Source organism: Photorhabdus sp. RM323S (assembly GCF_042879375.1).
Classification (GTDB): Bacteria; Pseudomonadota; Gammaproteobacteria; order Enterobacterales; family Enterobacteriaceae; genus Photorhabdus; species Photorhabdus tasmaniensis.
The window spans coordinates 38,000-56,308 of the sequence record NZ_JBHFKZ010000003.1 but is presented as its reverse complement, the minus strand read 5'-3'; the positions used below and the strand labels follow the sequence as shown (position 1 = coordinate 56,308).

17 protein-coding genes and 1 pseudogene are annotated in these 18,309 nt (G+C 40.7%); 15 read left to right on the top strand and 3 right to left on the bottom strand.

Annotation, left to right across the window (positions count from 1 at the left end):
- The first annotated feature begins 187 nt into the window (after positions 1 to 187).
- The 7 genes and pseudogenes from ACGF7G_RS02295 (at position 188) to ACGF7G_RS02265 (ending at position 5,757) form a co-directional block, all read left to right on the top strand.
- A complete protein-coding gene (locus ACGF7G_RS02295) occupies positions 188 to 490 on the top strand; it encodes an urease subunit gamma (protein WP_011146425.1) in 303 nt (100 codons plus the stop codon).
- 92 nt (positions 491 to 582) lie between these two features.
- A complete protein-coding gene (locus ACGF7G_RS02290; RefSeq protein ID WP_133813100.1) occupies positions 583 to 972 on the top strand; it encodes an urease subunit beta in 390 nt (129 codons plus the stop codon).
- A gap of 84 nt (positions 973 to 1,056) precedes the next feature.
- Positions 1,057 to 2,772 (top strand): urease subunit alpha, encoded by a 1,716-nt coding sequence (locus ACGF7G_RS02285; protein WP_387463275.1) that lies wholly within the window; start codon positions 1,057 to 1,059, stop codon positions 2,770 to 2,772.
- A 76-nt stretch (positions 2,773 to 2,848) separates the two neighbouring features.
- A complete protein-coding gene (gene ureE, locus ACGF7G_RS02280; protein WP_387463274.1) occupies positions 2,849 to 3,445 on the top strand; it encodes an urease accessory protein UreE in 597 nt (198 codons plus the stop codon).
- Positions 3,442 to 4,128: an urease accessory protein UreF gene (locus ACGF7G_RS02275; RefSeq protein ID WP_387463273.1), complete on the top strand. Its 687-nt coding sequence runs from the start codon at positions 3,442 to 3,444 to the stop codon at positions 4,126 to 4,128. The genes ureE and ACGF7G_RS02275 overlap by 4 nt, the downstream gene beginning before the upstream one ends.
- A 32-nt stretch (positions 4,129 to 4,160) precedes the next feature.
- Complete coding sequence (ureG, locus tag ACGF7G_RS02270) at positions 4,161 to 4,796, top strand: urease accessory protein UreG (RefSeq protein WP_036847376.1); 636 nt, start codon at positions 4,161 to 4,163, stop codon at positions 4,794 to 4,796.
- Positions 4,793 to 5,757, top strand: a pseudogene (locus tag ACGF7G_RS02265) (urease accessory protein UreD). The gene ureG and the pseudogene ACGF7G_RS02265 overlap by 4 nt, the downstream one beginning before the upstream one ends.
- Positions 5,758 to 5,831: 74 nt before the next feature.
- Here the strand turns inward: ACGF7G_RS02265 and uspE are convergent.
- Both uspE and ACGF7G_RS02255 read right to left on the bottom strand, forming a co-directional pair.
- Positions 5,832 to 6,782 (bottom strand): universal stress protein UspE, encoded by a 951-nt coding sequence (gene uspE / locus ACGF7G_RS02260; RefSeq protein ID WP_387463271.1) that lies wholly within the window; start codon positions 6,780 to 6,782, stop codon positions 5,832 to 5,834.
- 121 nt (positions 6,783 to 6,903) lie between these two features.
- Positions 6,904 to 7,659, bottom strand: a complete 756-nt coding sequence (locus ACGF7G_RS02255; protein WP_387463269.1) for an FNR family transcription factor — start codon at positions 7,657 to 7,659, stop codon at positions 6,904 to 6,906.
- A gap of 550 nt (positions 7,660 to 8,209) precedes the next feature.
- Here ACGF7G_RS02255 and upp point away from each other — a divergent pair.
- From upp to ACGF7G_RS02215, 8 genes are all read left to right on the top strand, one after another.
- Positions 8,210 to 8,866, top strand: a complete 657-nt coding sequence (gene upp, locus ACGF7G_RS02250; protein ID WP_387463267.1) for a uracil phosphoribosyltransferase — start codon at positions 8,210 to 8,212, stop codon at positions 8,864 to 8,866.
- A gap of 53 nt (positions 8,867 to 8,919) precedes the next feature.
- Positions 8,920 to 9,144, top strand: coding sequence for a tautomerase PptA (pptA, locus tag ACGF7G_RS02245; RefSeq protein WP_387463265.1), 225 nt, complete (start codon positions 8,920 to 8,922; stop codon positions 9,142 to 9,144).
- A 52-nt stretch (positions 9,145 to 9,196) separates the two neighbouring features.
- A complete protein-coding gene (locus ACGF7G_RS02240; RefSeq protein ID WP_387463263.1) occupies positions 9,197 to 9,865 on the top strand; it encodes an HAD family hydrolase in 669 nt (222 codons plus the stop codon).
- Positions 9,862 to 10,338, top strand: a complete 477-nt coding sequence (locus tag ACGF7G_RS02235) for a DMT family transporter (RefSeq protein ID WP_387463261.1) — start codon at positions 9,862 to 9,864, stop codon at positions 10,336 to 10,338. Before ACGF7G_RS02240 ends, ACGF7G_RS02235 begins: the two co-directional genes overlap by 4 nt.
- Entirely contained in the window at positions 10,338 to 10,775 is a 438-nt protein-coding gene (locus ACGF7G_RS02230) for a DMT family transporter (RefSeq protein ID WP_387463259.1), read from the top strand. Before ACGF7G_RS02235 ends, ACGF7G_RS02230 begins: the two co-directional genes overlap by 1 nt.
- 27 nt (positions 10,776 to 10,802) lie before the next feature.
- Positions 10,803 to 11,981, top strand: a complete 1,179-nt coding sequence (locus ACGF7G_RS02225; protein ID WP_387463257.1) for a questin oxidase family protein — start codon at positions 10,803 to 10,805, stop codon at positions 11,979 to 11,981.
- Positions 11,982 to 12,310: 329 nt separating this feature from the next.
- Positions 12,311 to 16,165, top strand: a complete 3,855-nt coding sequence (locus ACGF7G_RS02220; RefSeq protein WP_387463255.1) for an amino acid adenylation domain-containing protein — start codon at positions 12,311 to 12,313, stop codon at positions 16,163 to 16,165.
- Between the two features lie 115 nt (positions 16,166 to 16,280).
- Positions 16,281 to 17,222: a pseudouridine-5'-phosphate glycosidase gene (locus tag ACGF7G_RS02215; protein ID WP_387463253.1), complete on the top strand. Its 942-nt coding sequence runs from the start codon at positions 16,281 to 16,283 to the stop codon at positions 17,220 to 17,222.
- Positions 17,223 to 17,498: 276 nt separating this feature from the next.
- Here the strand turns inward: ACGF7G_RS02215 and ACGF7G_RS02210 are convergent, their stop codons facing one another.
- Positions 17,499 to 18,281, bottom strand: a complete 783-nt coding sequence (locus ACGF7G_RS02210) for a fumarylacetoacetate hydrolase family protein (RefSeq protein WP_387463251.1) — start codon at positions 18,279 to 18,281, stop codon at positions 17,499 to 17,501.
- Positions 18,282 to 18,309 lie beyond the last annotated feature (28 nt).

Sequence of the window (18,309 nt, the reverse complement as noted above, 5' to 3'; positions counted from 1 at the left end):
GGGAGTAACTTAATTGACATATTATCATTCTGGTGTCAAAACTTTTCTACCAAAAGATATATTTTCCAATATTTAAATTGGTAAAAGAGCAAGTTTTGAATAAAGTTTGTTGGGAACAGCATATTAAGTTATAGCTTATTGACATGACAGTGCAACCGTATGGAATAACCAATTATTAGGGGGTTTTATGCAATTAACGCCAAGGGAAATTGAGAAACTCATGGTATATACACTGGCTGATGTCGCATTAAAGCGTAAGTCCCGCGGCTTAAAACTCAATTACCCTGAAGCCGTCGCTATTATTACCGCGGCTGCTCTGGAAGGGGCCAGAGAGGGGAAAACGCTGGAAGAAGTCATGGATGATTCAAGGCACGTTCTGACTAAAGAAGATGTGATGGATGGTGTCGCTGATCTCATTCCACATGTGCAGGTTGAAGCCATATTTACGGATGGCAGTCGTTTGGTGACTGTGCATGATCCCATCCAATAATTGCTGAAACAAATTATAAATAGCAGGAAAAGTTATCTGGACAAAATATTAATTTATAGTCTTGGCTCACGTATTGACGTGGAGATTTTCCGATGAAAGAAAATAATAAAGAAGATATTACTCCGTTGGGGGGATATATTCTTGCTGAAGGCCCGATATCCTTTAATGAAGATTGTCCGGCTATTCAATTAAGGATCCGTAATTCAGGTGATCGCCCTATCCAGGTGGGATCTCATTTCCATTTTTTTGAGGTGAATAAAGCCCTGCAATTTAATCGTGCGGCTGCGTTCGGCAAACGACTCAATATCACTTCAACAACCGCAATCCGTTTTGAACCCGGTGATGAAATTGAGGTGTCATTAATCCCTGTTGGTGGGAAACAAAACGTTTATGGATTTAATAATTTAGTCGATGGTTGGGTAGGTAAAATCCCGGTTGCCGCTGATGAGTATGTAGAAAAGACCTGGCTGCACGCCGGGTAATAAAACTGGGGTGATAAAACCATCAAATAAATTCAAGGTAGAGTTGACGAACATCGGAAAACTTTTCGAACAAAGGAATAAACTATGCCAACCATTTCCCGGCAGGAATATGTCGGTCTTTTTGGTCCGACTCTCGGTGATAAGATTCGCCTGGCTGATACCAATCTGTTTATTGAAATTGAGAAAGATCTGCGTGGTTATGGTGATGAATCGGTCTATGGCGGAGGTAAATCGCTGCGTGATGGTATGGGTGCCGATAACCGTATGACCAGTGAAAACGTATTGGATTTGGTGATCACCAATGTCACTATTTTGGATGCACGTCAAGGCGTCATTAAAGCCGATGTCGGCATAAAAGAGGGGCGCATTGTCGGGATAGGTAAAAGCGGTAACCCTAGTATGATGAATGGCGTTACACCTGGCATGGTGGTTGGTGTCAGTACTGATGCGATATCCGGTGAACATCTTATCCTCACAGCGGCCGGCATTGATACCCATATTCATTTTATCTCTCCCCAACAGGCTGAACATGCTTTGTCCAATGGTGTGACGACTTTCTTTGGCGGGGGTGTTGGTCCCACTGACGGAACTAACGGCACTACTGTTACCGCCGGTCCTTGGCATATTCATCGTATGTTGCGTGCTTTTGAAGGTTTACCGGTTAACGTCGGTATTTTGGGAAAAGGCCATGCTGCGGTGGCTATGCCGCTGGTAGAACAGATCAAAGCGGGTGTTGCCGGGCTGAAAGTACATGAAGACTGGGGTGCAACCAATTCTGCATTGCGTCATGCCTTACGTGTAGCGGATGAAATGGATATCCAGGTAGCGGTCCATACCGACAGTTTAAATGAAGGTGGTTATGTCGAAGATACCATCGACGCTTTCGAAGGTCGTACCATTCATACTTTCCATACCGAAGGCGCTGGTGGCGGACATGCGCCGGATATCATCAAAGTTGCCAGCCAGATGAATGTGTTGCCCAGTTCAACCAATCCCACGTTGCCTTACGGTATCAATAGCCAGGCGGAGCTGTTTGATATGATTATGGTTTGCCATAACCTTAATCCCAAGGTACCGGCTGATGTTGCATTTTCGGAAAGCCGTGTACGCCCGGAGACCATTGCCGCGGAAAATGTTTTACACGATATGGGCGTATTGTCGATGTTTTCCAGTGACTCCCAGGCCATGGGGCGGGTAGGCGAAAACTGGCTGCGGGTGATGCAAACGGCCCACGCCATGAAAGCCGCGCGGGGCAAGTTGCCGGAAGACGCGACACATAACGATAATTTCCGTGTCTTACGTTATGTCGCTAAAATTACGATTAACCCGGCGATTGCGCAGGGGATAAGCCATGTTCTGGGCTCGGTTGAAGTGGGAAAAATGGCTGATCTTGTGTTGTGGGAGCCACGTTTCTTTGGCGCAAAACCTAAACTGGTCATCAAAGGCGGTATGATTAACTGGGCGGTGATGGGTGATCCGAATGCCTCATTGCCGACACCACAGCCGACATTTTATCGTCCGATGTTTGGCGCATTCGGTAAAACCCTTCAGGAAACCTGTGTGACTTTTGTCTCCCAGGCGGCGATGGAACAAGGAGTGAAAGAGAAACTGGGTTTGGAGCGCCAGGTTATGGCGGTGCGCAACTGCCGGGCTATCTCCAAGAAAGAGATGGTGCGTAATGCTGAAACACCAACCATTGAAGTGGATGCCGAAACCTTTGCCGTCAAGGTGAATGGTGAATATGCCACGGTAAAGCCCGTCAGGACAGTAGCGCTCAATCAGCGCTATTTCTTTAGTTGATATATTTTTTGCTGTCCGGTCAGAGAATCGTTTTCTGACCGGATTAACCGATCCATGCGTTCAGAGGATTTATTTTATGATTGTTATTGAACAGATTCTTGGTAATGCCAAAAAAGATGCTTCTTGGCGAGATCGCTTGCAAGGCATCTCGCCGGATATCTTAGTACTTTCGCAATGGGAAGCGCAAAAAAGCCGTTGCCGCAAATCCACGCTTAACGGGTTGGATTTGGGGATTTCTCTTGACCGCAATCAAGTATTGTCGGACGGCGATATTTTGCTATGGGATGAAACTAAAAGGCTGGCCGTTATTGTGCAGATGAGCTTGCGTGATGTGATGGTGATTCATTTGAAGTCATTATTGTCGTTAGATTCAGAGACAGTAATGAAAACCAGTTTTGAACTTGGTCATGCTTTAGGTAACCAGCATTGGAAGTCAGTAATTAAAAATAACCAGATCTATATTCCGCTGACAGTATCAACCAAGGTGATGGATTCGGTAATGAAAACGCATGGTTTTCATGCGTTGCCTTATTCCTTTGTCAAGGGCGAAGAGATCTTGCCTTACCTCAACAATTCCGAGGCACGCTTATTATTTGGTGGCGCAGAGGATTCCGCGACACATGTTCATGTTGATAACACGTTTCTGAACCAGCATGTGATCAAATTAAAATGAATGCGCTGCGCTTAATCAGAATCATGCAGTTTGCTGATTCCGTGTTGCCTGTTGGCGCGTTTTCTTTCTCAAACGGCCTGGAATCAGCTATTCAGAGTAAAATCGTGCATGACGTGACAACGTTAAGCGATTTTACCCGGACGGCGTTGTTACAAGCGGTTAGCGGTGATGGACGGGCGGTAGCTGCTGCTTGTCAAGCATTGAATAGTGGACAGCGTGACGCTGTTATCTCCCATGATTGGGCCGTATTTAACCGTAAGTTGAATGAAGAAAGTCGCACTATGGTGACGCGGATGGGGAAAAAGTTAGCGGAAATGGCAGTTGAGGTAACTGGTGAGTCGTTGATTGCATGGTGGCTGGCGCAAATAAAGAGCGATATTGCCGCAGGTACTTATCCGATTACCCTGGCTATTGTCATGAGTGCATTAGGTGCTGCCCCGCGTGAAGTTATTGTCATGCATCAATATGGTGTGGCAATGACGATACTCAGTGCCGCTATACGTCTGATGCGCATTACCCATATTGAAATTCAACGTATCTTGTTCTCATTGAATCAGGATATTGAACTGTTTTGTGATGAGGCGGAAAAGGGGGGCGTTGAGCAGATGACATCCTATACACCGGTGACCGATGTATTGGCTGCACTGCATGTCGGTGCGTTTACCCGGTTGTTCAGTAATTAACAACCACGTCTTAATCGTGTGAGGAGATTTCTGTGAAAAAAATTACCCGAATTGGTATTGGTGGCCCGGTAGGTTCAGGCAAGACAGCTGTTATTGAAGTGATCACGCCTATTTTAATTCAGCGCGGAATAAAACCCCTGATTATCACCAATGATATTGTTACCACTGAGGATGCGAAACAGGTCAAACGGACACTAAAAGGCATTTTGGATGAGGAGAAGATACTCGGGGTGGAAACCGGCGCTTGTCCACACACTGCGGTGCGCGAAGATCCCAGTATGAATATTTCCGCGGTCGAGGAAATGGAAGCTCGTTTTCCTGATACAGATGTCGTGTTAATTGAAAGTGGTGGGGATAATTTGACACTCACTTTTAGCCCGGCATTGGCGGACTTTTACATTTATGTGATTGATGTGGCTGACGGGGAAAAAATTCCGCGTAAGAACGGGCCTGGATTGGTACAGGCGGATATTCTGGTGATCAATAAAATCGATTTGGCACCTTATGTCGGTGCCAGTCTGGCGGTGATGGAGAGTGATACTCAGGTCGTGCGTGGCCAGCGTCCTTATATCCTCACCAACTGCAAAACGGGTGAAGGCGTTGAAACGCTGGTAAATATGATCATGCGTGATTTCTTATTTACGCACTCGTTACAGGCGACACAATGACCTCTACCTGCTCGCAGAGAATCATTGGTGAAGCACATAAACGGGTTAATGAGCTTGGTTTCAACGCGCCGGAACTTGCCCTGTTTCAGGATGAACCTCCCCAGATGGCAAGCGGTGATATAGGTAAAAGCGGCTATCTGCGATTGGGGTTTGCCCGGCGTGGTGACCGCAGTATTCTGGCCCGCATGGAACGCCGGGTTCCTATTTGGTACAACGGGCGCTGTATTGGGATGAGGCGCTGCCGCAGATGCCGTGTGTATTTATGATCTCCACATCGGGATGCATATTGCAAGGGGACCGGCTGGCGCTTGACATTCATGTTGCTCAAGATGCGTTTGGCCATGCCACCACTCAATCGGCGACGAAGATTCATTCAATGGTGCATAACTATGCAGCACAGGCGCAAACTATCCAGATAGAGCAGGGAGGCTATTTGGAAATGATGCCCGATCCGGTGATACCTCATAGTGGCTCCCGGTTTATCACTGATACCCAGATAACCATTCACCCAACTGCCACGTTAATTTATTCCGAGATAATTATGTCTGGCCGCAAATACCATCCAGCTGATCAGGGGTTTAAATTTGACGTTTACTCATCACGAATTACGGCAACGGATTTCGATAACAAAATATTATTTGTTGAGCGTTATGTACTTGAGCCTAAAAAACAACCGTTGAACAGTGTCGGGGTGATGGGGCCATTTCATGTGTTTGGTAACGTGATCTTACTAACACCTCCGGTTCACCATGATCGTATTCTGGCGCGTATCACGCCTCAATACGATGCTGAAACCGGCATAGCCAGTGGTGCCAGTCGTTTACCTAATCAATGCGGTCTAATCTTCAAAGTGTTGGGAAAAGAAACTCATCAAGTTAAAGCGGGTATTCGTCTTTTCTGGCGTATAGCACGCGAGGAGATCCTTGGCGTTACACTGCCTGAACCGTTTATCTGGCGTTAAAACTTTATATCAATAAAACCCGGGACATAAAATCTGCTCCGGGTTTTAACACCAAATGGATACTTATCATTTTGTTACTGTGACTCTTTAGCCGCTTTGACAGGATATGCGAAACCGTCAGGTTTGATAGCCAGAAGGTCACATTTTAGATGGTCGATCACATGTTCTGCGGTGTTTCCCAAAAAAGCAGCAGACAACCCTGTTCTGCCCAAGATACCAAAAACGACAATACCCGCGTTCATCTCATCACACATTTCAGGAATAACATTCTCCGGTAACCCTTCATGGATATGAGTGTATTTCTCATCAATGCAGAATTTCTGGCGAAGTTCTTTCATTGAGATAAGATGTTGACCACGCAGTGCATGGTTATAAACGCTTGGGTCGAAATCAGGTAGTTCAATAGCAATATTCAGCGGTGCGACAGGATAAGCGCTGACCAAATGAATTTCGGGATCTGGCATTATCTGGCGTGCCAGTTCCTGGGTTTCTCTGACCAGTTTTAGGTTCAGTTCATAATGGTACGATTCTTCATTAGATAAATTAACCGCAACCAGAATAGAGCCCTGATCCGGCCATATCTGATCTTTTACCATCCATACTGGGCACGGGCATTTGCGTAGTAACTGCCAGTCAAGCGGGGTGAAAATCAAGGACCCCAGCTTGTCATGCTTATGTGTCATTTTCAGAAGCAAATCGTGTTCACCCGTAATGACCTCCTGGATAATGGCTTCATAAGGCCGATTGTGCCATACCACTTTTATTTCAATATCAATACCGGCTTTCAGATAGTAGTGCGCTTGTTGTTTAAGCCAGGCGGTGCGCTGGCTGGTAACACCTTTGCGCATAGCACTGGCTTCTTCAGGGGAGAGCAAGGTTGTCATTTCATAGGAGAGATCATAAATAGGTAAAAAAGCTTTAATCCGGCCACCACTACGTTGCACTATATAAACTGCACGTCTTAATGCCGGCTGATCGTCCTGACTTGGATCAATTGCAACTAAAAGGTTTTGATAGTTTGCCATAATAGTACCCTCATAGAGGCTAGACAAAATACGCTTCAATACTAAAGATAAACCAATATAGGCAAACCGAACAGGTCAGAGGAGAACCAGATCAAAAAATTAAAATGATCTGGTTTTAAGATCAGGTAACTGAAACAGATTTTTTCCCGACTAAGTCGGCCAGTTTATCCATATCTTCAATAGTGATGTATTTGCCTTTTACGCCGAGAGTATTATTGTTCTGGAAGCGTCCAAGCAGACGACTAATGGTTTCAACAGTCAGACCAAGGTAATTACCAATATCACTGCGAGTCATGGTTAAACGGAATTCTCTTGGTGAGAAACCACGTTGAGCGAAACGACGGGAGAGATTATAGACAAATGCAGCTAATCGCTCTTCCGCGTTTTTCTTAGACAGCAACAATATCATTTCTTGGTCGCCTTTAATTTCCCCGCTCATCAGACGCATCATTTGCTGGCGAAGATTAGGCATTTTACCGGACAGGTCATCCAGTGTTTCAAACGGAATTTCACAAACCATCGACGTTTCCAGGGCCTGAGCGAAACTTGGATGCTGAGTATTGAGGATGGCGTCAAAACCCACTAAATCCCCCGCGAGATGGAAACCTGTAATTTGTTCATCACCTTCTTCAGTGATGGTATAACTTTTAATGGTTCCAGAACGGATAGCATAAAGAGATTTCAACTCATCTCCTGCTTTAAACAAAGTTTGCCCTTTCTGGATAGGTTTCTTACGCTCAATGATATTATCGAGCTGGTCAAGCTCGTGCTCATTCAGGGTGAAAGGGATGCACAGCTGGCTAATGCTGCAATCCTGGCAGTGGATCGCACAACCACCAGACTGGATTCGACGAATGACACGTTTTTCCTGGATCATATGGTATGCTCATTAGAAATATTGATATAGCTCAACTTTAGCATCTCTTGATGATTCTGGTAAGAGCTATAATAGTTTTCTGCGATTTATTCGGGAAATAATGTACTATCTTAATATATTGACTATAAGAAATTATTACATTGCGTAAAGTTGATGTTCGGTCATTGCCATAGCAAGACTGTATTCAATACCTATTTTTCCGTTCTCCATAGCAATTATCTTTTAAAATCCATCTATTTTTTATTTTTCTGATAAGTCAGATTATGGCTCCATATAAAGGTTTATAGAGGAATAAGACAAATCTGAAAACATGGCTTGAATTTAAGAGCCTATTTTTGATTTTATTGCTAAATACAACTATTTAAATAATAAAGTAGTAGTATATAAAATATTCTGTAGATTCGGCCTATTGCATTAAGAGAATGGATATGAGAGTTTATCTTTTAATCGATATGTGGATGTTCTCAATAGACACGTTGATGGTCGCGGGTTTATTTGAGATCAAACACAACTGAATAACATTTACCTATAAATATTAGTTGGAGTTATAATGGATAATTATAAAAACGTGCATGTTTTGCCGAAAAGTCAGTATTTGACTTCTTTGCATACAAAAGCGCGTAATCGTAAAGCCGAACAATCGGAATTTGTATTTTATTCTGATCGGATCATTCGTTTATTATTAGAGGCAGCATCTGAGTTGCTACCCTATATCTCTCATAATATTCAAACCCCAATTGGGGATATTTATAATGGAGCGATTTTAAATACTAAGCTTTGTGGTGTGTCGGTAATACGTGCGGGAGAAAGTATAGAGGGCGAGTATCGAAGAATGTATCCTGATTCCCCAACGGGAAAAATTCTTATTCAAAGAGATAAATTGACAAAACTTCCTCATTATTATTATTCGAACTTACCTGATGATATTGCAGAGAGAACTATTTTACTTTTTGAGCCTATGTTGGCGACGGGAGGATCATTAGCTAAGGCTATCGATTTATTAAAAGAAAGAGGAGTACCGGAAGATAATATTATTGTTGTTAATTTTCTTTCTTCTCCTGTTGGTCTTAATAGAATCATGACATCATATCCTAAAATTCAACTGATTACTTCTTCAATTGAGAATGGGCTTAATAAAGATGCTTTTATGAATCCTGGCATAGGTGATTTTGGTGATCGATATTTTGGAACGTATAAACCATCGTGAATGCGATATAACAAAAATAGATTAATTATCTTTTAGATCTGAAAGGATGACATATGCCACATATTAATATAAAACATTTTCCTGCCAATCTCCCACAAGAAGATAAAGATATCTTATCTTTAGAATTGACGAAGGTGGTAAAAAAAGTGTTTGGTTGTAAAGAGGATGTTATTTCCATTTCATTAGAGCCGATCGAAAAGGCTAAATGGAATGAAGAGGTTTATTTTTCTGAAATTAAATTTAAAGAAAATTTGTTGATTAAGTCTCCAGGTTATTAAATTATTTTAGTCATTATTTTTATAATTAATAATTTTTTAAAGGTATTTTTTAATGAATAAAATAATCATTTTCGATTTAGACGGTACATTGTTTGATACTTCTCGAGCAATAGTGGAAACATTCAATGCTGTTTTTAAGGGATTAAACATTCCATTAGTAGGAAATGAAAACATCTGTACTACAATTGGTCTTCCTTTAGAGAAAGCATTTGCAACGCTCTTAAATATATCGCCTGAAGAGGCGTTAATCTCTAAAGCTGTTGAACAATATCAATTACAGTATCGTCGATGTATTCTACCGAAAGCAAAGGAATTGTTATTTCCTGGTGTTGAAGATGGATTAATCTCTTTAAATAAAAAGGGAATAAAATTATCTGTAGCGACCAGCAAATTTACCGCAAGTGCGACAGCATTACTTAAGGCTGCGGGAATAGACGCTGTGTTTGACAGGGTAATTGGTGCTGATCACGTTTCAAAACCTAAACCTGATCCAGAATCAGGAAGGAAAATTTTGGAATATTACGGTGCTGTACCAGAGATGGCTGTTATGGTAGGTGATACCACTCACGATATTTATATGGCAAGTGCAGCTGGCATGCGATCAATAGCAGTGACATATGGTATACATAGTATCGGTATGTTGGAAGAAGCTAGGCCAACCTGGATTGCTGATTGTTTTGATGACGTACTCCATATTATTGAGGAGAATATACTTAAGTGATTAATACAATAAGAAATATCTTATTGGCAGTTATTGGTGGAAGTCTACTGACGTTGATGATTTACACCAATAGCATACTGTCGGAAAGTACAACACCCTTTTTTGCATCATGGGTAGCTCATGGTATTGGCGCGCTTGTTGCTTTGATATTGTTTATTATTGTGGCTAAATTCTTTTCTAGGAAAGAAATAGATGAAAAGAAACATAGGAAATCGAATATTCCTATATGGTTTTATCTTGGTGGTATTCCTGGTGCGCTTACTGTTGTGCTAGCGGCTGTTGCAATTAATGGTGGGTTACCCTTGTCTAGTACAATTTCATTAGGATTAGTTGGGCAAATAGTTTTTGGTTTGGTTGCTGATCATTTTGGACTTTTAAGAACAAGAAAAAGAAAGATAGTGATACAAGATTTATACATTATTTTCTTTGTTCTATTTGGCAGTATGTTAATTCTGTTTGGGGGAAGCAACTAATGCTAAGTTTGATTTTTATTGCCTTTTTAAATGGCATATTTATAGCGGCGACAAGGACGATTAATGGGCAGTTAAGTGTCTCAATTGGTTCTTTTGGTGCTTCGCTTTGGAATCATATAGGTGGTTTTTTTCTCTTAACAGTGATATTGACACTTTTATCGAGCTGGCAATGGAACGAATGGGATTTTGGCTCTATCCCAATAGCGGCTTATATGGGTGGGGTGTTTGGCGCTCTGTTTGTGGCAGTCAGTAGCTATATTTTTCCTAAACTAGGGGCGATGAATGCCGCTATCCTTGTTATTGCAGGGCAAATGTTATCAGCGGTACTGCTGGATTGGCTATATCAGGATATGACTCCTGGATTGGCAAAGATTGTTGGGGTACTGTTTGTATTAGTGGGAATTTATCTAACTAGAAAAACAACTGAGTCAAAATAAGAATAGAATCAACGATAAGGTAAAAAAATGATTAACAAACTACTTAATGATCGTTCATATCATATTGAATTTAACGGTCACCTTACTAATCACGTTAAACAGGCTGTTATAGCGCTGCATGGTTTAGGGATCAGTGCTGGCAGAATTAAAGACTATTATGATAATTATGCTAAATTGACGCCTTATGGTATGGGACTGGAACCCCCTAAAACATTAAAGCATGTGATAGATAGTACGAACTGGAGACATTTCTTGGGTAAGCGAACAAGTTATTCTTCTTACTGTGATTATTTTGAAGAGGAGATTAAAAAGAAAGGGATTGAGCAGGTATTGCAAGAATATATGCCGACGCTTTTGTCTGGGTGGGCTGGTGCATTAACTCACGGTACCATTCATTTAGGTTGGGCATTGGATATTGATCATCCTTGGATGATTATTGAAGGGCTTGCTTACATGGCATTCTCATACGTTCCTTGTTATTCAGAGCGCGCTTTTATTGATAGTTCGCTAAACGATAAGAACGCTTTTGATTCTATATTGAGAATTTCAACGCTGTGGGAGGGGAGAAAAGCAGAATTGACCGATTGGGTGAATTCGTTGATTGATAATGAAGATCTGGCCGATACTGATTTAACACATCCTGAATTAAAGAGATCGGGACTTCAATATCGTATTGCGCGTATCTTAATGCAAGGACACCCAGAAATATATCGTTTGCCGGTTTGGATTGAGACACAAGATGTAGAAGAAAGTTGGGCTCAGTTATTCTATGTCGTAACATTGATTTATCTCGCTAAACCCGGTGATTTTCTGTTTCTTCATTTGGTTACCTCATTGTTTGCAATGAAAAATATCGCTTCACGTTTACCTGTTGAAGAAAGTAAAAATATTATTAAATGTTATTGGGTTGGCATGTTGTGCATTCTGTTTTCAACAACTGATTTATCGAAGCCTGCCAAATTTTCTGCACTTAATCAGGCTTATTCATTCAGGCAAGACGAAATAACTTATCCTGTCTGGGAACAGGAGTGGTCGCATATTATTGCCAGGGCATTAGAGGAAGAAGAAGAACATAACCCGAAACTGGTTTATGTCATGAATCAATTGTGGAAAAAATATGATCTAACCATTTATAGGGCAGCAGCAAATCAATTTACAAGTACCCCTTTGCTTCCTCCTTCTTTCGAAGAAGCACCGATTGAATAATAATTGCTAGGAATAGTCGTATTCTTTTTATTTTTCAGGAGTTATTGAATAATCACAATTTAAATTTTTTGATTTCATAGTCTAATAAATTAATTTTTTTAGATAATCTTTAAGGTATTGTCTTATACAAATGCCAGATTACTTATAGTAATTGGTAGGGATATTCATTTGCCTAGAAGAATGTGTCTTTGTTGAAACTAATTGATTGAGTGATTTTAGTGAAAAATAAACCATAAATCATGAGTAAAAAGACACTTATAATTTCGTAGATAAAATTTCATTTTTAACTACGGCGATATTCATTTTATTATTATATAAAGTTATTGAAAATGTTAGAAAATAATATTACACAATGTGACTCAATTACTGATGTTTATCTTGAAGAAGAAGCAATAACATTGATGGATATGCTTGAGAGTCAACTTAAGCACCAGGCAGATGGATATGCTGTTATTGATAAAGAAGAATCGCTCAGTTACGCTGATTTCTATTTGAGAGTAAAAGAGATTGGGTATTGTCTGTCAGAAATTGGCTCAAAAAATTCGGTGGGTATTGGGCTTTTTTGCGACCCTTCTATAGATTTAATTTGTGGTGCATGGGGTATTTTATCAGCGGATAAAGCCTATTTACCGTTATCGCCTGACTATCCAGCTGAACGCCTCAAATATATGATAGAAGATTCTGGCATTGATGTGATTTTTGCGCAATCGCATTTAAAAGCACAGTTACAGGACATTGCACCAAAATCAGTATTAATTATGACACCGGAAGATGTCGCTCTGACGATAAAAACACGAACAATAGAAGACATTCTGGGTACGGTTCAAGTTCCTAAACCCACCAGTCTGGCTTATATTATTTATACCTCTGGTAGCACGGGTAAGCCAAAGGGAGTCATGATTGAACATCACAGTATTGTAAATCAAATGAGATTTCTTGCAAAAACGTTCAGGTTAGGATCTCATTCTCGGATTTTACAGAAAACACCAATGAGTTTTGATGCGGCTCAATGGGAAATTTTAGCACCGGCAATAGGTGGTCAAGTGATTATGGGTCCTTTAGGATGCTATCGCGATCCGGATGCAATTATCAAAACTATTCTTCAACACCAAGTGACGACTTTGCAATGTGTTCCTACTTTGCTACAAGCGTTACTGGATAATCCTAATTTTTTGGATTGCTTATCACTGACTCAAGTATTCAGTGGGGGAGAAGCGCTGACAACCAAATTAGCCGCGCAATTTTTGAATAGTTTTACTCACTGTGAATTAATCAATTTATATGGTCCAACAGAATGTACGATTAATTCATCGTATTTCCGGGTGACAAATGAGACTTTGCCGAATTATCAAACGTCTATTTCAATTGGTACACCTGTAGATAATATAGAATACTACGTTCTTGATGATGATAGATTACCTGTGGCGGTTGGAGAAATTGGTGAACTTTATATTTCAGGTGTTCAGTTAGCACGTGGCTATTTGCATAAACCAGAAATGACAAAAGATAAATTTATTTGTAATCACCTTGTATCAGGAACTCAACATCAGTGGTTATATCGAACGGGAGATCTGGTGACCAGAGGGGCTGATGGTAATACTTATTTTGTTGGTCGGGCTGATAGCCAGGTCAAGTTACGAGGTTACCGTATTGAGCTTGATGAAATACGTCATGCGATTGAAGAACATAGCTGGATAAAGACGGCGGCAATGTTAATTAAGAAGGATGCCAGAACGGGTTTCCAAAATCTCATAGCCTGTGTGGAATTGGATGAGAAAGAAGCCGCGCTGATGGATCAAGGTAATAGTAGCTCACATCACAAATCAAAAGCCGATAAACTACAGGTGAAAGCCCAACTTTCTAATTCTGGTTGTCGAAGTGAAGAATTGTGTGAAAATCGTCCTACAGTCTTACTTCCTTATCAAGAAGGGGAGATAAAACAAAGAGAATATGCATTTGGGCGCAAGACATATCGCTATTTTGAGGGAACAGAAATAACGGTAGAGAAACTAAAAAAATTGCTGACAGCCACTCAATCGAATGAAATTTACTCTTTGTCACTGAGTCATTTAACCCTCAAAGATTTCGGTTATGCGTTGCGTTATTTTGGTCAGTTTACCAGTGATCAACGTTTATTGCCCAAATATGCCTATGCTTCACCGGGCGCTCTCTATGCGACACAAATGTATTTTGAATTGCATAATGTTCTCGGTTTGGATGCAGGGATTTACTATTATCATCCCGTGACACATAAGTTAATAAAGATTTCAGCATTGCGTCGTCGGCAAAAGCCAACGATAAAAGTGCATTTTATTGGCAAGTATGAAGCCATTGAGCCCGTTTATAAGAACAATATACAAGAAGTTCTGGAAATGGAAGCGGGTCATATGATGGGTCTTTTTGACGACGTATTACCGGAAATTGGCTTGAGTATTGGTAAAAGTGAATATCAAGATGAATGTCCGGAGTGGTATGATGGTGATATTCAGGATTATTATCTTGGTGCATTTGAAATATGCAGCTATGAAAATGGATTGCCGCTATTTGAGACTGACATTTATTTACAAACACATGCCAATAAAATACCTGAGATGCCGTGTGGTTTATATCACTTTTCTAACGGAGAATTTGTACGAATAAGTGATGATATTGTCCGGAAAAAAGATGTTATCGCGATTAATCAGCAAGTTTATGATCGTTCCAGTTTTGGTTTGTCAATTATTCCACGTTGTGTTCCTGAATGGCATTATTATATGACACTGGGTCGTCGGTTACATACGTTACAAAGTAATCCATTGTATATTGGATTAATGTCATCTGGTTACAGTTCGGAGAGCAATAACGATTTACCTTCGGCGAAAAGGATGCGATCTATTCTCAATGCACTTGATAAACCTATGGCGGCATTTTATTTCTGCATAGGTGGGGGTATTAGCCAAGTGCAATATATGTGTGAAGGCATGAAAGAAGATGTTGTTCATATGAAAGGGCCAGTTGAGATCATTAAAGATGATCTTCATCAACAACTCCCTCAATATATGATTCCAAATAAGGTATTAGTTTTCGATAAATTACCCTTGACAGCCAATGGAAAAGTAGATTATCAGTCTTTATCAGAGTCTAAAGCCGTGGAAAATGTTTCAACACAGCGTCCATTGGTGCCATTACATACAGATACTGAATTAAGGCTTGGAAAAATTTGGATGGAAGTACTGAAATGGGATTCAGTATCTGCTCACGATGATTTTTTCGAAAGTGGGGGTAATTCTTTGATGGCTGTTGCTATGGTTAATAAAATCAATGCGACCTTTAATATTCGCTTTCCGCTACAGATACTTTTTCAATCTCCTAATATAGCAGAATTGGCTAAGTGGATTGAACAAACAGATTCTAAAACAATATCAAGATTAATTTTATTGAATCAGGCAAGCAAGGACCCCATTTATTGTTGGCCGGGTTTGGGCGGATATCCTATGAGTTTGAGATTGCTTGCTAATAAAGTTGTCCCGGGCCGGGCATTTTATGGAATACAGGCATATGGGATAAATGAGAGTGAAATACCATTTTCTTCTATCCAGAGAATGGCAGAGGAAGATATTAAAGAGATAAAGAAAATACAACCAGAAGGGCCATATACATTATGGGGATATTCATTTGGTGCTCGAGTAGCATTTGAGGCTGCATACCAGCTTGAACAAGCGGGAGAAGAAGTTAACGCGTTGAATTTATTGGCACCGGGATCTCCCTATCTTCATATGAAGCAAGAGAAATATACGGATAAAGGCGCTGAATTTACTAATCCGGCTTTTGTTCAAATACTTTTTTCTGTATTTTCTCGTTCAATCAATAGTCCAATGGTTAAAACTTGCTTAGAACAGGTGAATAGTGAAACGACATTCATTAACTTTATATGTAGTCGTTTTAAAAACTTGGAGCCATCATTAGTAAAACGTATCGTTAGGATTGTGACTTTGACTTATGATTTCAAGTACAGTGTTGATGAGCTTTATTACCGATACCTAAAGGCACCTATAACTATTTTCAAGGCGAATAGAGATAATGATTCATTTATCGAAAAATCGGATGTGGTTTCATTAATGTCTCCTAAAATAATTGAATTAATATCGGATCACTATCAACTGTTAGAAAAGGAAGGGGTTGCTGAGATTGAGAAAATAATCTAGATTTTAAATTTACCGTAATATAGAAATATAAGCTGAAAGATTCAATAAATAGATATATTATCTCTAATGTTATATTTGGTTGATAATATCAAGAAAATTAAAAGGTATATATAGCATGAATATTAGCAATAAAGTTCCATTTAAGTTCAGCCTTGAGGTAAAAGAAGCACTTGAATTAGGAAAGCCTGTTGTTGCTCTGGAATCCAATGTGATTACCCATGGTTTGGATTACCCGGATAATGTCACAACAGCTAAGAATGTTGAGCGGGCTGTTCGTGAAAGTGGGGCAATACCCGCAACGATAGGAATAGATAAGGGGGAATTTTTGATTGGGATGTCAGATGAGCAAATTGAGAAATTTGCGACAGCATCTCACGTGCCAAAGGTCACGAGTCGAGATATTCCGGTCGTGTTAGCGAGTGGCGGTATGGGGGCGACAACCGTGGCATCGTCAATACTTGCAGCAGAAATAGCGGGTATTAAATTCTTCTGTTCTGCGGGTATTGGTGGGGTACATCGAGGTGCAGAGACGAGTATGGATATATCAGCAGACTTGACTCAGTTAACGCGTTCCCGTGTTGCTGTAGTATGTGCTGGCGCAAAAAATATCCTCGATATTGGATTAACATTGGAGTTTTTGGAGACATGGAATGTGCCAGTCATATCCTATCAGTCGGATGATTTTCCGGCATTCTATTGCCGTTCCAGCGGATTCAAAAGCCCGCAACGTGTTGATGAGCCTGCCGTAATGGCTAAAGCGATTGAAATAAATTGGATGTTGCCGGGAGGAAAAGGAATATTAATTACGACGCCAACCAAGCCCAAGGATGCGATAGAGAGTCAAAAGATTGATATGATTATACAACAAGCGGTATTAGAGGCTAAGAAGAATAATATTGTTGGTAATTCGTTAACAAAATATCTGATGAGAATGATTGACCGAGAAACGGATGGCATCTCGGCGAAAGCTAATATGGCTGTATTAGTGAATACCGCAGAAGTTGCGGGAAAGTTAGCGGTAGCCCACGCCTTTTATAAAAATAGAGGTTGGTCTTAGCCATTATTTTCATCATTTTGGCGTGCTGATTATCATATTTAGCGATTTTCTAATGTGTTAACTTTTCCGTAATGCAGGTAAAAGTCTCATTCAGTGCTGAGGGAGTAAAATCAGCGGTAAATGGCGTGCAAGATCGCCAATATACCGTTGATATCCTCAGCGGTTGATAAGGAAATTAATCGCTGTTTTTGGCATTATGCTTTCTCTGGTACATTTTGTTTAACCACCATAAACAGTTGTCTTTTATATAAGATCGTCAACTTGCCCGCTAATTTTTCAGGTGAAACTTACCTTGGCAGATCCCAAACCGAGTAAGTTAATTTTCAACTGATCACCGGCATGAACAGGCACCATAGTAGCAAGGGAACCTGAGAGAATAATTTCTCCCTGGCGTAGCGTCGTATCCAGCGTTCCTAGCATATTCGCCAGCCAAGCAACGGCGTTGGCTGGATGCCCCAGAGCGGCGGCGCCAATGCCCGTGTCAATTAGTTTACCGTTTTTCTCCAGCGTCATTGTAACGGCAGCTAAATCAATTTCTGATGGCAGACGGGTTCCATTTCCAATCACAAACAATCCTGAAGAGGCATTATCAGCAATGGTATCGGTGATTTTTATTTTCCAATCACGGATACGTGAATCGACAATTTCGATACAGGGCACGACATAATCTGTTGCTTGCAGTACATCTTCTGCGGTAATACCAGGACCACGTAAGTTGCGTTTCAGGATAAAGCCAATTTCACCTTCAGCCTTCGGAGCAATTAACTGTTCAATGGGCACAGTAGCATTATTTTCGTAATACATATCTGAGGTGAGAATGCCAAAGTCTGGCTGATCTACGTCCAATATATCCATCACTGCCTGGCTGGTGATACCAATTTTCTTACCGACAATTCGTTCATCGGTTGTTTCCAGACGGCGGGCAATAACTTTTTGCTGGATGAGATAAGCATCGTGTAATGTCAGTTTTGGATATTCATCAGAAATCGGGGTGATAGCCTGATTATTCCGCCATGATTGAAACAATTTTTCGCCAAGATAGTTTATTACGTTATTCATTGGTTGTTGCTCCTGATCAGGCGACAAA